The sequence below is a fragment of the uncultured Thalassolituus sp. genome (assembly GCF_950066645.1).
Taxonomy (GTDB): Bacteria; Pseudomonadota; Gammaproteobacteria; order Pseudomonadales; family Oceanobacteraceae; genus Thalassolituus.
This window is the reverse complement of the sequence record NZ_CATMFB010000007.1, coordinates 154,739-168,544: the sequence shown is the minus strand read 5'-3', so window position 1 is coordinate 168,544 and position 13,806 is coordinate 154,739. Positions and strand designations below refer to the sequence as shown.

Genomic DNA, 13,806 nt, shown 5'->3' with positions numbered 1-13,806 from the left:
TATCTCCAGTAATAATCTTTAAGCGTTAAATTAGCGTCTGATGCGGGCCGGGTTACTCGGCCACAGTCACGTCGGTAAGCGCAATACGCTCATCCTCTGTTGCAGGGCGACGCTGCCCACGCTCGCGGACATACAGGAGGTTGTTATCTTCCTGGTCTGCGTTAACGAAGTGCTTGAAGCGCTTCAGTTTCTCTGGGTTTTCAATAGTGGTTTTCCATTCACACTGGAAGGTAGAAACAATCTTCGTCATTTCATCTTCAAGCTCACTACAGATACCCAGTTTGTCGTTAATCACGACGTCTTTCAGGTAATCAAGACCACCTTCAAGGTTCTCAAGCCATACCGAAGTACGCTGCAGACGATCGGCGGTACGTACGTAGAACATCAGTACGCGGTCGATATACTTGATCAGTGTCTCGTCATCAAGATCGGTGGCAAACAGATCGGCATGACGTGGACGCATACCACCGTTACCACACACATACAGGTTCCAGCCGGTTTCTGTCGCAATAACACCGATGTCTTTTGACTGCGCTTCCGCACATTCGCGGGTACAGCCTGACACTGCAAATTTCAGTTTGTGTGGTGAACGCATGCCCTTGTAACGCTCTTCGATGGCCACTGCCATTGAGACAGAGTCGAGAACGCCATAACGGCACCAGGTGCTACCCACACAGGATTTTACGGTACGGACTGACTTACCGTAGGCCTGACCGGTTTCCAGACCAGCATCAATCAGCTTCTTCCAGATAGCCGGCAGCTCGTGCAGCTGCGCACCAAACAGGTCGATACGCTGGCCACCGGTAATTTTGGTGTACAGGTCATATTCTTTAGCAACTTCGCCGATCGCGATCAGTTTATCAGGAGTAATCTCACCACCCGGTACGCGCGGAACGATAGAGTAAGTACCGTCTTTCTGCATGTTACCCAGGAAGATATCGTTGGTATCCTGCAGTGGCATCAGATGATCTTTCAGAACGTATTCGTTCTGGTAGGACGCCAGAATAGAACCGATGGTTGGCTTACAGATCTCACAGCCGTGGCCCTTACCATGAGATTCCATGATCTCTTCGAACGTGGTGTAACCCTTAACGCGAACGATGTCGGCAAGTTCGGTACGGGTGTAGGCAAAGTGCTCACAGAGGCTGTGGTCAACTTCAACCCCCATGGCCTCAAGCTCTGCTTCCATCACCTGTTTTACCAGTGCGGCACAACCACCGCAGCCAGTCGAGGCTTTAGTCGCATCTTTAATATCACCCATAGTGCAGCAACCGCCCTGCACCGCACCTGAAATATCACCTTTGGTGACATCGAAGCACGAACAGATCTGAGCAGTTTCAGGCAGAGCACTTACGCCCAAACCCACTGGTTCAGCGTCCCCCATAGCCGGCAGAATAAGAGCGGCCGGATTGCCCGGAATATCCATGTCATTCAGCATCAGCTGGAGCAGCGTACCGTAACTTTCGGTGTCACCAACAAGAACAGCACCGATGAGTTTCTTGCCATCTGCAGAAACAATCAGGCGCTTATAAACTTCTTCGAGATCATCACTGAAGACGAAAGACTGCGCCCCAGCGGTGTGCCCGTGCGCATCACCAATCGAAGCAACATCAACACCCAACAGCTTCAGCTTGGTGCTCATGTCCGCTCCCTGGAAGGCCATCTTTGGCTCTTCGAGAGTCAGCAGAGTATTGACGATGTGATCAGCGGTCACTTTTGCCATCTGATAGCCCGGTGCTACCAGACCAAAAATTTTGTTATCCCATAGAGCACATTCACCGATGGCATAGATGTTTTCATCAGAGGTCTGACAGAAATCATTAATGACAATGCCGCCCCGCTCACCCAGATCAAGGCCAAACTGACGGGCCAGTTCATCCTGCGGGCGGATACCTGCAGAGAACAGAATCATGTCTGTTTCCAGGTAGGAGCCATCAGCGAAATTCATGCGGTAACGACATTCTTCACCAGCAACAATTTCTTTAGTGTTCTTTTCAGTATGAACAGAAACACCCAGTGATTCGATTTTGTGGCGCAGCAGCTTACCGCCGCCTTCATCCAGCTGCACAGCCATCAGGCGAGGGGCAAACTCAACAACATGAGTATCCAGACCGGCCGCTTTCAGAGCGTTGGCAGCTTCCAGACCCAGCAGACCACCACCGACAACAACACCTGTTTTAGACACGGCGGCAGAGGCATTAATCGCTTCGAGATCTTCAATAGTACGGTAGACCAGACAGTGGTCCTGATCCTTACCCGGAATCGGTGGAACAAATGGGTAAGAACCGGTAGCCAGAACCAGCTTGTCATAGCCCTCTACGCGGCCATTTGCTGTGGTAATGGTTTTATTATCTGCATCAATACCGACAACTTTATCGCTCATGATGTAGTTGACACCGAGGTCGTCGTATTCGGCAGTAGTCGTCAGTGCGAGATCTTCAGCGGTTGCGCCTGAAAAATACTTACTCAGCTGCACACGGTCGTATGCAAGACGTGGTTCTTCGGAAAAGGTGATCAGCTCCAGCTGGGAAGCGTAATCGGAAGTAGCGAGCGTGTTGATGAAGTTGTGGCCAACCATTCCGTTGCCGACAACGATGATGCGCTTTTTGCTCATGATGAACTCTCTCTATTAATTAATCATTAACCAGTTCTCCTAGTAGATGCGCCGTTGCCCTACCTCATCACTACGCCGTTGTAGTGAGAAATATCGAAATTACCTTAGCAATAGAAGTGCCAACTATTCAGACCCCAGTATTTACGCGGCTTTTCTCGCCTGTTTCGTTGTTAACAGTAAATAACCACGTTCAATGACGGGGCTTTTTGCACCATAAAAAGGCATCGTGACGCAAAATCGCACACCGTTAGCCCAATTTTTTTATTTTTGCCCATAGTATTTTCTTAGGTGCGATCATCCCTTACACTCCGCAACCTATGAATCGCAGGGGATTGAGGGCCATTCCAGAAAGTTGGCACTGATATTGAATATCAATCCTCAGACGTTGTGCATGGGCAGGAGCCCACTCATCGCTCTCAGGCACCAATGCTGGTGCCGTCGTTTTTGTGTTGTGTTTATGAGCATTGGCGCTCGCAGTTTTACTGCGGGCGTTTTTTTTTGGCTGAAAAGAGGTTTCTTATGACTCCAGTGACCACCCATACCACTTGCCCATACTGTGGCGTAGGCTGTGGCGTCGAGGTGAAATCACAGGACCTGGACGTCGCTCCCGTTGCAGGACTGCAAGCACATCCTGCGAATTTCGGCCGCCTGTGTGTTAAAGGCTCTGCCCTGCATGAAACAACAGATCACACTGACCGTCTGTTGCACCCTACGCTGAATGGTAAAGAAACCACGTGGGACAAAGCGATTGGGCTGGTCGCAGATAAAATGCGACAGGTCATTTCTACGCACGGCCCTGACGCCGTTGCTTTCTATGGTTCGGGTCAACTGCTGACCGAAGATTACTACGTTGCCAATAAGCTGATGAAGGGCTTTGTTGGCAGCGCCAATATGGATACAAACTCGCGACTGTGCATGGCGTCTGCTGTGGCAGCGTATAAACGGGCGCTCGGCTCCGATACCGTGCCCGGTAGTTACCAGGATCTGGAAGAAGCCGACCTCATGGTGATGGTCGGCAGTAACGCCGCCTGGGCGCACCCTATTCTGTTCCAGCGTATTACGGCAGCAAAGAAAGCTAACCCTGATATGAAAGTTGTGGTCATTGATCCACGCTTTACCGCGACCTGTGATATTGCAGATCTGCATCTGCCTGTCCGTCCGGGATCGGACACCACATTGTTCAACGCTCTGCTCACTTACATGCATGATCAGAACTGCCTGGACAACGACTTTATCGCGGAACACTGTGAGGGCATTACGGATGCTCTTGATGCTGCCCGCGCAGCAGCAGATGACTTTGCCGACCTCGAACAGAAGACAGGCGTTGACGCCAGCGAGCTCGAAACCTTTTTCAGCTGGTTCCGCGACACAGAGAAAACCGTCACTTTCTACTCTCAGGGCGTGAACCAGAGTGTTGACGGAACGGACAAGGCCAATGCGATTATCAACCTCCACCTGGCAACTGGACGCATCGGTAAGCCCGGCGCCTGCCCTTTCTCTATCACCGGACAACCTAACGCAATGGGCGGACGGGAAGTAGGAGGTCTGGCCAATCAGCTCGCAGCTCATATGGATTTCGCGGCGGAAGACAGAGAGCGCATAAAGCGCTTCTGGAACGCACCTTCGGTGGCTGAGAAGCCAGGCTATAAAGCGGTCGACCTGTTTAATGCGGTTAAAGACGGGAAAATCAAATTCCTCTGGATCATGTCCACCAATCCATTGGTCAGCATGCCGGATGCCGATGCTGTTAAGGAAGCCCTGAAGCAGTGTGAGCTGGTTGTCGTCTCAGACTGCATGGCCAATACAGACACGACTGCCGCCGCTCACGTGCTGCTCCCCGCCGCAAGCTGGGGCGAGAAAAACGGCACTGTCACTAACTCAGAGCGACGCATTTCGCGCCAGCGCGGTTTCCTGCCGCCTCCGGGAGACGCCCGCCCAGACTGGTGGATCATCACCCAGGTGGCGCGTCATATGGGGTTTGAAGACGCTTTCCCTTACGAACATCCCAGCGAAATTTTCGACGAACACGCCCGACTGTCAGCGTTCGAGAACAACGGTCGCCGCGACTTCGATCTCTCGGGTCTCACCGGTATGACCCGCGAACAATACGACGCCCTGGCGCCAGTCCAATGGCCGGTTAATGACACTTACCCTGAAGGGCGGGCTCGCTTCTTCGATGATGGCCGCTTTTATACACCGTCGGGCAAAGCCCGCTTTGTCCCGATCAATGCCCAGTTACCTGAGCAGGACGACGCCACCCTGATCATGAATACCGGTCGGGTTCGCGATCACTGGCATACGATGACGCGTACCGCTAAATCTTCCCGCCTGGCACGCCACATCGCCGAGCCCTATGCCGACTTCCATATCAGAGATGCTTCTCAGCGTGGCATCAGAGATGGCGCTCTCGTGGAACTGCATAACGACCGCGGACAGATCATTGTGCGGGCAAAAGTATCTGATGATAAACGCCAGCGCCCCGGCGAAGTGTTTGTTCCTATGCACTGGACCAGCCGCTATGCCAGCAGTGCGCGCATGGGCGTGCTGATTAATCAGGATAATGACCCGGTCTCTGGGCAGCCTGCGCTGAAGATTTCCAGAGTGGAAGCACGCCCCTTCGACATCGAATGGCAAGGCTTCGTCCTGAGCCGCACCGACCTTGGGCCATTAGACGCCGACTACTGGGCCTACAACCTGACCGATACAGGGCATATGTACGAAGTTGCGCACCGCGATAGCCCTGAAGCATTCCTGCAGAAGATCGAACAATCGGAAGGAGAAGGCAGCTGGTTACGCTTCAGCGACGAAGCCAACCATCACTATCGCCTGGCACGCGTTGTCGATGGCCGCCTGGACCTGGTGGTCTTTATACATCGCGATTACGACTTTGGCACACGCCAGTGGCTGATCGATCGCTTCGGTGACGAAGAGCTCGACAGAAATGATCGTCGTGCGCTGCTTGCAGGCCGCGCTCCGGGAGCACAGGTCGATAAAGGCGCCATCATCTGCTCCTGCTTCCAGGTTGGCGAAAACGCCATTAAAGAAGCCATTGCTCAGGGGGCAGATACGGCCGAAGCCCTGGGTAAGGCGCTCTTGTGCGGCACTAACTGTGGTTCCTGTATTCCGGAACTTAAAACCATCATTCAGAAAAGCAGCGTCGAATTTACAGATGCAGCTAAGGCAGGGTAACAAGATGTCCGAGCGTACATTGTCTTTAAAGAAAGAGCGTAACTACGGCAAAGTCTGGCTGGTTGGCGGTGGCCCCGGCGACCCGGAACTGCTCACCCTGAAAGCAATGCGGGTACTGAATGAAGCTGACATCGTGCTGTACGACAGCCTGATTTCAGAAGAAATACTGGCAATGCTGCCGCGTAAATGCACCCGTATTCACGTTGGCAAGCGTTGTGGTGCTCACAAGATGACCCAGGTGGATATTCAGAAGCTGCTGGTCACCAGTGCCTCCAGATATCAGCGCGTAGTCCGCCTGAAAGGTGGCGATCCGTTTATTTTCGGACGCGGTGGCGAAGAACTCGAATATCTGCAGAAATTCGGAATTGACGTCGAGATTATTCCAGGCATTACCGCGGCCGGCGGCTGCGCGGCAGCGGCCAGAATTCCCCTGACACACCGTCACTATGGTAATGCACTGATGCTTGATAGCGGTCATAGCCAGTTCGGTGAATATGAACCCAGTCAGAACCCGACCCGTGTTTTCTATATGGGCGTCAAACAGGCTGGAATGATTACCGCGCGCCTTCTCGGAGATGGCCTGCATGAATCAACGCCGGTGGCTCTGATCATTAATGGCACACTCCCGGATCAGGAAGTGCTGACCGGAGTTCTGATGGATCTGCCAAACATGGCACAGCGACATACGGGTTCGGGCCCAGCGCTGATGATAGTCGGTGAAGTGGCGAAGTTCGCTTCACGAAACCAGGTTCAGGCTCACAGCGAAGCTGTAGCGTGACACTCCCCGGAAGTTATCCGTCTGGACTACGGGTAATAACCGGGTTATCCCAAGTAAGCTGTTGGTCCGTTTCTGCATAAGGCCGAAAATTCTGGGAACATTCAGATATTTTCTATGCGATTGTTTGGACTGCCCCACACCCTTTTGGGTGTGGGGCTTTTTTTTTCAGAACGACGTACCAAATCTCAGCCAGGTAATCCCACCTGAAAGACCATACCCCGTATTCTCAATCAGCGCACCGGTTCCGTAACCAGCCAACCCAAATAAAGCCTTGTCGCCAAGATTGCCATCTGCAATAGCAACTGCCACTCCGGCGTACAGGAAAGGAATCAACTTCTGAGCGCGGGTCTGAAAGACAAATTTCTTAAAGTTGAGATTAATCTGCTCGTACTTAGCATTCAGTTCTCCCTGAAGCTCGCGGCTGAGAAGTATCTTCTCTTCCAGTGCTTCAGCATCGCTCAATGCTCTCTCGATATCAATTTCCTTTCTGTCGACCAGACTCTGAAGCCGGCTCAGCTCATCTCTCATGCGCAAACGATTGGATTCAAAATCGGTGGCGATGAACTCCAGGCTTTCACCATAGTCAATCAAGCGCGCGCCCAGAGCCTGAAAATCCTGCTCGGATTCATCGGCTCTCAGGGAGGAACTACTGATCAGTCCCAGCAGTAAGACGAAGACCAATACTCCTGAGAGTCTGACCGATTTCCAGGATTTTCTGTTCATTAGATACTCCTCTTGCGCTGATGTCAGCAATGTTTGATATCCCTGTCGTCAGTGCCTCATTCAACGCCTTCTGACTCTCAAGATTTTCCTTGAGTCCCTCAACAATATTAAGGTTCTCCTGGCTGATCTGATCAATCTGTTCCCGTAACTGGCGGGCCTCCTCCATCAGTCGCTCGTTCTCTGCAACCACGCCGGAATCACACATGCCGTATATTTCACATGGAAAATATCCGTTAAGAAATGCCGCGCCCGTTGAGCCTGAAAAGCCAATGGCGAGGGCCAGAACTGAGTATATGTAGCGTTTTTTCATACCGCCTCCACTGCGTTACCTGTTTCTGCCATCCGCTTCTTAATGCGATCAGCCCAGTCAACATTCATGTTGTCGAGACAGAACAGATAAAAGTTATCTTCTTTCTTCCGCAGAAAATTGGTCTCTTTGATCTTTCCGGCCATCACTTCAGACAACTGAGTATTCGTGATCGTGTCCGGGCTGTAGCCCTCGGCGATTGCTTCGCGGGCGCAGGCATCAAGAATGCCATCCCAGTTCTTATCGAGAATGTTGTTCACTACTTTAAAAAGTATTTCGAAAATCTGTACTTGCAGGCTCATTCCATTTCTCCTTATCAGGCGATTACACCGTCCGTTGAAAACAAAGACTCAATGACATGTCTGTTCACTTCGAGCAGACGTTCTGCCTCTGCTTCCAACAGCCGGATGTTACCTTTAGAGGCGTTATCCATATCGTCGGCTGCATCTTCCAGAGCAACCTGAAGACGGATGTAGTTCTCACCCAGGAACTGCTCCATCTGATAATCTGCAGCGTTACTGACGCCATCGAAAACGCAATCCAGCACAGGCAGCATCCAACCAGCTTTTCCCCAGTCACACGCCTCCCCATGATCAATCGGTCGGATAAGTTCGCCCGTGCCTATGGATAAGACACGGATGTCTTCGCCTGGAAACAGCTTCAACGCCTCGGCATAGGCAGATACAGCGGGGTTATTAATAAACACACCGCCATCTATCAGCGCTGCCAGAGAGCCACACGTAGGAATAAGCGCAGGTTCGAAATACGTAGGAGCCGCAGACGTTGCGCGCGCGACATGACGCATTTCAGTCTGATAGAAACTCGTTTTCCAACTCTTAAAAAACAGTGGTTTACGATTTCCGAGATCGTAACTTGTGATCATTACATTATTTAATGCGGCCCCCAGGGGTTCGTGTCCCAGATATTCTTCGAGGACCTTCTCAATCCCATCAGTCGGGTATTTCTCATCCATGAGCCCGGCCACCGAAGACATTCCTTTCCAGAACGATCGGGAAAATATGTCCCGGCCTCGCTGTCGATAAATATCAATCAGCTCTTTCGCAGAGAACTGAGGCTCCCCACTTCCGCTATCTTTCACCAGGCCCAGGGCAAGAATGCCGCCAGTCGACGTACCGGTGATCAGATCAAACAGTTGACAGATGGGCTTGCCAGTAACACGTTCTATTTCCGCCAACACAATGGCAGGAATGATGCCGCGTATACCACCGCCATCAATGGATAAAATATTCTTCATGGGACAGCTCCTTGGTCAGCGAGAAACCACCAACAGACTTAATGCGCCAAAACACAAAAAGTGATGGTTAACTTCCACAATGGCGAGGAACCAATATTCTGGGCCGAAAAACGGGAACTGCGCTCGAATACAGCATCGGGACAGACTTCAATATCGGCGAAGCAACGCCGTATTCTCGTTAAGTCTTTGATCTGTATGCAGAAAACTGGCTTTCTGCATGGCGTATTTTCAGCGCCAGAAACTGTCGCTTACGGACAGTATCCATGCGCGACAAACTACAGACGCTCTGACGCTAACACCGGCGAAGATAATGAGGCAAGGGCTAACTAAGGCCAGCTCTGGGGCTGCGGCGAACAGTGTCGCCAAAGATTATTTGCGAAATGGGCACAAGGAGCCGAGAAGATTAAGACTTATTGTCTATGAATTCTCGGAGACTAACATCGGGGATCTTTTTCCAGTTGTGACGTTTTGCATTTGAAACGGCTATTTCTGTTTCTTCAATATCATCCAGGTCAACAGCTTCAAGTCGCTGTCGAATAAGCTTTCGATAAGAGCCGTTCACCCACTTCTTTCTACGGGAAATCGCCCTGTGCGCAATACTGCGGGATTCTGCCACGGCGTTTCGACGGTCCTTCTGGTAGCTCAACGCTTTCTTTTCCTGGGGAGTGCGCCTGCGATTCATTCCGGAAGCACACCAGTTATATTATCTGGATGGCACGGACAGGAAGTCAGATGGTCATTCACCATGCCCATGCTTTGCATAAAAGCATAACAAGTGGTGGGCCCCACGAACCCGAAGCCCATTTTCTTAAGTGCTTTACTCATGGCCGCCGAGGCATCGGTCTGCGCCGGAGCATCACTGAGTGTTGCCAGGCGGTTAATGACGGGCTTCCCTCCAACATAGCTCCACAACCATTCCACCCAGTTGTGGCCCTTCTGCTCTGCTGCAACCCAGGCTCTGGCATTCTTGCGAATCGCCTCCAGCTTGCCACGATGACGGATCAACCCGGCGTCTGACAGGCAGTCATCAATGTCACTGTCGGTCATGGCAGCCACCCGCTGCGGGTCAAAGTTGTGGAATCGCTGACGGTAACAGGGGCGCTTTTTCAGAACAGTAATCCAGCTGAGACCGGCCTGCTGCCCCTCAAGGCAGAGTTTTTCAAAAAGCCTGTCAGGCTGATAACAGGGAACGCCCCATTCAGTATCATGATATTCGAGGTAGAGGTCGCCCTTTGCCCAGGAGCAGGGAGTCAGTTCCATCAGGAGATCTCAGCCTTCTGAAAAATAAGTGTTCGATTATTGGCAGGCATTTCTTCGTCAGCACGCAGAAACAGGTCATGGCTACGTCCGAGTAACACAATCTGCTCGAAGTCTTTTATTCCACTGTCCGGGTTACGTTCACGCAACCACTGATCCAGCGCGATATTTCCCTCGCTGGTAAACTGGCCATCATAGTTGTAGGGGCCGTACAGGATCAGCAGTCCACCGGTGCGTAAGGCCCGCTGTGCTCCCCGGAACAGGCTTTCCACTTCTGCCCAGCTGACAAAATGAACGACATTAGCGCTGAACACAGCGTCGGCTTCGCGAGTGGGCCAGATATCCTGACGCACATCCAGTTCAAGCGGGGCCAGAAAGCCATCACGTTGACAATGTGTCTGCCACAGACGGATATCATTGAGGCGCTCCCGCACTTCAGTCGGCTGCCAACGCACCCCAGGCAGGTGTTCTGTCATATAGGCAGCATGTTGACCCGTGCCGCTACCGACTTCCAGCACGTAACTCGAGGCAGGCAGGTACTTCCCCAGCACGTCAAGGATCGGACGTTGATTCCGCAGGCACGCTTCTGCGACCGGCAGATGTTCGGAAGAGACAAGATCGTTATTAACCACGTGTTGCCCTCTCAGGGAAGCTCGTTCTTGTTATTCAGAGAGGTGTCCAGTATCTCACACCCTGTCATCTTGGCAATCGAACCCGTGCCGAATACGCCAAAATACTGAGTTATTATTGAACCTGTTCACAATTTGACCAGTGCATTTTCTGCCATCTTTAAGCATGGAAATTGCTGGCTGGAGGGTCAGGCTTTAGAATATGGCACTTTGAAATTGCTAACGGCCAATAAGTCACTATGCGCGCTACTGAATTCCTGATCGCTACAGAAAAAGAAACCCCTGCTGACGCGGTGGTCATCAGTCACAAGCTGATGCTCCGCTCCGGCATGATCCGCAAACTCGCTGCAGGCCTGTATACCTGGATGCCTCTGGGTCTGCGGACGCTGCGCAAGGTCGAAAAGATTGTCCGTGAAGAGATGGACCGTGCGGGTGCACAGGAAGTGCTGATGCCGACCGTCCAGCCCGCAGAGCTATGGGAAGAAACCGGCCGCTGGTACCAGTACGGTGGTGAACTCCTGCGCCTGAAAGACCGCCACAACCGTGACTTCTGCTACGGCCCGACCGCAGAAGAAGTGATCACCGATCTGGCCCGCAATAACATCAGCAGCTATAAGCAATTGCCGATGAATCTGTATCAGATTCAGACCAAGTTCCGTGACGAGACCCGTCCTCGTTTTGGTGTCATGCGGGCACGTGAATTTGTGATGAAAGATGCCTACTCATTCCATGCCAGCGAAGAAAGTCTGCAGGACACGTATGACCGCATGCATGCTGCGTACTGCGCGATCTTCAACCGTCTGGGGCTTGATTTCCGTCCGGTACTGGCAGACACAGGCTCCATCGGTGGCGCGTCTTCTCATGAGTTCCACGTACTGGCAGACTCCGGCGAAGATGACATCGCGTTTTCAACCGAGAGCGATTATGCCGCCAACGTCGAACTCGCAGAGGCACTCGCCCCCGCTGGTGAACGTGCAGCACCTTCCGCGGAGCTGCAGAAAGTATCCACACCGGATGTCAGCAGTGTTGAAGACGTTGCAGCTCTGCTGGGAACCGAGACATCCCGCGTGCTGAAGGCCATCGTCGTCCGCGGCGCGTCGGAAGACCCGGACGCAGAAGAAGGCGCCGCGGGTGAACCGGTTGTGCTCTTCCTGCGGGGTGATCATCAGCTCAATGAAATCAAAGCCGAGAAACTGCCAGGTGTGCTGAGCCCGCTGCAGTTCGCGAGCGAAGACGAAGTCCAGAAAATCGGTGCAGTGGCTGGCTTTACTGGCCCACGCAATCTTTCTGCACGCATTTACGTAGACCGCAGCGCCGCTCACATGGCGGACTTCTTCTGCGGTGCAAACGAGAAAGATGCTCACTTCTCTGGTGCAAACTGGGAACGTGATTTTGAAGCTGGCAGCGTCGTTGATATCCGCAACGTCGTGGCAGGCGACCCAAGTCCATGTGGCAAGGGAACTCTCGACATAAAACGTGGTATCGAGGTAGGCCATATTTTCCAGCTCGGCACCAAGTATTCCGCAGCGATGAATGCCAACGTTCTTGATGAAAACGGCAAAGCCCGCACCATGATAATGGGGTGCTACGGCATCGGCGTCAGCCGAGTAGTCGCGTCGGCTATTGAGCAGAACAATGACGACAACGGTATTATCTGGCCAGATGCCATTGCACCTTTCCATATCGGTATTGTGCCTATGAACATGCACAAATCTGAGCTGGTAAAAGAAACGGCTGAGAAGATTTACGCCGAGCTCAAGGCTGCTGGATTCGACGTTTACATGGACGACCGTGACAAGAAAACAAGCCCGGGAGTAAAGTTTGCTGATATGGAACTTATGGGGCTTCCGCACCGCATCGTGATCAGTGACCGGGGTCTTGAAGACGGGACGATTGAGTACAAAAACCGTCGCGCCGAAGATAAAGAGAATATCCCGGCCGGCGATATTATTTCCTTCCTGAAAGAGAAGATCAGCCTGTGATCGTCCGGCAGCGGGTAACAGGTTTACTTTCCGCTTCACTGCGGAAGGGACTGTTGCTCGCTGCCCTTGCACTGCCCGCTCATACTGCATACGCAAACGTCGACAACGAACCCGATCCGCAACTGCGGGCCGCGCTTCTCAATGCGGTCTCTGCCGCAGATTCATTTGGAGACGAGTTCGACGCCCAGGTATGGTTGGTTGATATGTCCAGCCGCCTGAAGCGCTACCGCAGTATGCGCCACGACGAAACCCGGCTGGACCTGCTTCGTATGGTGCATCAGGAAGCCACCAGAGCCGGACTTCAACCAGAACTTGTACTTTCTGTGATTCAGATTGAAAGTGCCTTCGATCGCTTTGCGCTCAGCTATGTTGGTGCGCAGGGATATATGCAGGTGATGCCATTCTGGAAAAAAGAGATTGGACGCGAAGAAGACAACCTGATGGATACCCGTACTAATCTTCGTTACGGCTGTACCATTCTTAAACACTACCTCGACCGCGAAAAAGGCAATCTTACCCGCGCTCTGGCACGCTATAACGGCAGCCTTGGGAGAGTAAAATACCCAGAGAAAGTCCTGATGGCCTGGGACAAACATTGGTTTGTAAATTACTGATTTACCCCTGACGCTCCCTTGGCAGCAATCTTACGCATAAAGGAAATGACCGCGATTTCTTCTCTGCTCAGGGCGGTGCCGCCTATTTCCATGGCCTCATAATTTTCACTTAACGCCAGCTCATAAAGCTCCAGCTCCCGCTCATCCAGATCTGCCCAATAACCATCCCGATTACTATCGATCCGACATTTGCGAGGTAAGCCCTCCTCCAGATGAATAGCCCCGGGGGAGAAAAACAGATTTTCGTAAAGACAACCGTATATCTTTCCGCGATCCAGCACTAAATCCCACGGAAAATCGCCATTGACTTTCTTGCCTTCAATCAGGTTTTCACCAGACCAGCAAAATGAATTAACTACTATTAATGCGACAAAACCAGCGCGTTTGAACGGCATACAGAACCTCCCTTTCTCGTGATATCGGATACTAAACACCTGTCTGTTACAAGGGAAGGACCT

At 52.2% G+C, this 13,806-nt stretch carries 13 protein-coding genes; 4 read left to right on the top strand and 9 right to left on the bottom strand.

The window, feature by feature from the left end:
• Window positions 1-52 precede the first annotated feature (52 nt).
• Complete coding sequence (nirB, locus tag Q1L85_RS08295) at window positions 53-2,614, bottom strand: nitrite reductase large subunit NirB (protein WP_300424851.1); 2,562 nt, start codon at window positions 2,612-2,614, stop codon at window positions 53-55.
• Window positions 2,615-3,133: 519 nt separating this feature from the next.
• On the opposite strand from nirB, the gene Q1L85_RS08290 reads away from it, so the two are divergent.
• Together Q1L85_RS08290 and cobA are read left to right on the top strand one after the other, a co-directional pair.
• Window positions 3,134-5,803: a nitrate reductase gene (locus Q1L85_RS08290; protein ID WP_300424853.1), complete on the top strand. Its 2,670-nt coding sequence runs from the start codon at window positions 3,134-3,136 to the stop codon at window positions 5,801-5,803.
• A gap of 4 nt (window positions 5,804-5,807) precedes the next feature.
• Window positions 5,808-6,581 carry a uroporphyrinogen-III C-methyltransferase gene (gene cobA / locus Q1L85_RS08285; protein ID WP_300424855.1) on the top strand — a complete coding sequence of 258 codons (774 nt, stop codon included), beginning with the start codon at window positions 5,808-5,810 and terminating at the stop codon, window positions 6,579-6,581.
• Window positions 6,582-6,746: 165 nt separating this feature from the next.
• Here the strand turns inward: cobA and Q1L85_RS08280 are convergent, their stop codons facing one another.
• The 7 genes from Q1L85_RS08280 to Q1L85_RS08250 form a co-directional block, all read right to left on the bottom strand.
• Window positions 6,747-7,262, bottom strand: coding sequence for a hypothetical protein (locus Q1L85_RS08280; protein ID WP_300424857.1), 516 nt, complete (start codon window positions 7,260-7,262; stop codon window positions 6,747-6,749).
• Window positions 7,228-7,614 (bottom strand): hypothetical protein, encoded by a 387-nt coding sequence (locus tag Q1L85_RS08275; protein ID WP_300424859.1) that lies wholly within the window; start codon window positions 7,612-7,614, stop codon window positions 7,228-7,230. Before Q1L85_RS08275 ends, Q1L85_RS08280 begins: the two co-directional genes overlap by 35 nt.
• Window positions 7,611-7,913: a hypothetical protein gene (locus tag Q1L85_RS08270; RefSeq protein WP_300424861.1), complete on the bottom strand. Its 303-nt coding sequence runs from the start codon at window positions 7,911-7,913 to the stop codon at window positions 7,611-7,613. The genes Q1L85_RS08275 and Q1L85_RS08270 overlap by 4 nt, the downstream gene beginning before the upstream one ends.
• Before the next feature lie 14 nt (window positions 7,914-7,927).
• On the bottom strand, window positions 7,928-8,866 hold the full coding sequence (locus tag Q1L85_RS08265) for a patatin-like phospholipase family protein (RefSeq protein ID WP_300424863.1): 939 nt from the start codon (window positions 8,864-8,866) through the stop codon (window positions 7,928-7,930).
• Window positions 8,867-9,269: 403 nt separating this feature from the next.
• Complete coding sequence (locus Q1L85_RS08260; protein ID WP_300432835.1) at window positions 9,270-9,512, bottom strand: hypothetical protein; 243 nt, start codon at window positions 9,510-9,512, stop codon at window positions 9,270-9,272.
• Window positions 9,513-9,544: 32 nt separating this feature from the next.
• Window positions 9,545-10,126, bottom strand: coding sequence for a DNA-3-methyladenine glycosylase I (locus tag Q1L85_RS08255; protein WP_300424864.1), 582 nt, complete (start codon window positions 10,124-10,126; stop codon window positions 9,545-9,547).
• On the bottom strand, window positions 10,126-10,755 hold the full coding sequence (locus Q1L85_RS08250; RefSeq protein ID WP_300424865.1) for a DUF938 domain-containing protein: 630 nt from the start codon (window positions 10,753-10,755) through the stop codon (window positions 10,126-10,128). Before Q1L85_RS08250 ends, Q1L85_RS08255 begins: the two co-directional genes overlap by 1 nt.
• A 236-nt stretch (window positions 10,756-10,991) precedes the next feature.
• On the opposite strand from Q1L85_RS08250, the gene Q1L85_RS08245 reads away from it, so the two are divergent.
• Together Q1L85_RS08245 and Q1L85_RS08240 are read left to right on the top strand one after the other, a co-directional pair.
• The gene (locus Q1L85_RS08245) at window positions 10,992-12,734 is read left to right on the top strand and encodes a proline--tRNA ligase (protein WP_300424866.1); all 1,743 of its coding nucleotides are present in this window, start codon (window positions 10,992-10,994) and stop codon (window positions 12,732-12,734) included.
• Between the two features lie 53 nt (window positions 12,735-12,787).
• The gene (locus Q1L85_RS08240) at window positions 12,788-13,348 is read left to right on the top strand and encodes a lytic transglycosylase domain-containing protein (protein WP_300424868.1); all 561 of its coding nucleotides are present in this window, start codon (window positions 12,788-12,790) and stop codon (window positions 13,346-13,348) included.
• Here the strand turns inward: Q1L85_RS08240 and Q1L85_RS08235 are convergent.
• Window positions 13,342-13,743 (bottom strand): hypothetical protein, encoded by a 402-nt coding sequence (locus tag Q1L85_RS08235; RefSeq protein ID WP_300424870.1) that lies wholly within the window; start codon window positions 13,741-13,743, stop codon window positions 13,342-13,344. The genes Q1L85_RS08240 and Q1L85_RS08235 overlap by 7 nt on opposite strands.
• Between the last annotated feature and the right edge of the window lie 63 nt (window positions 13,744-13,806).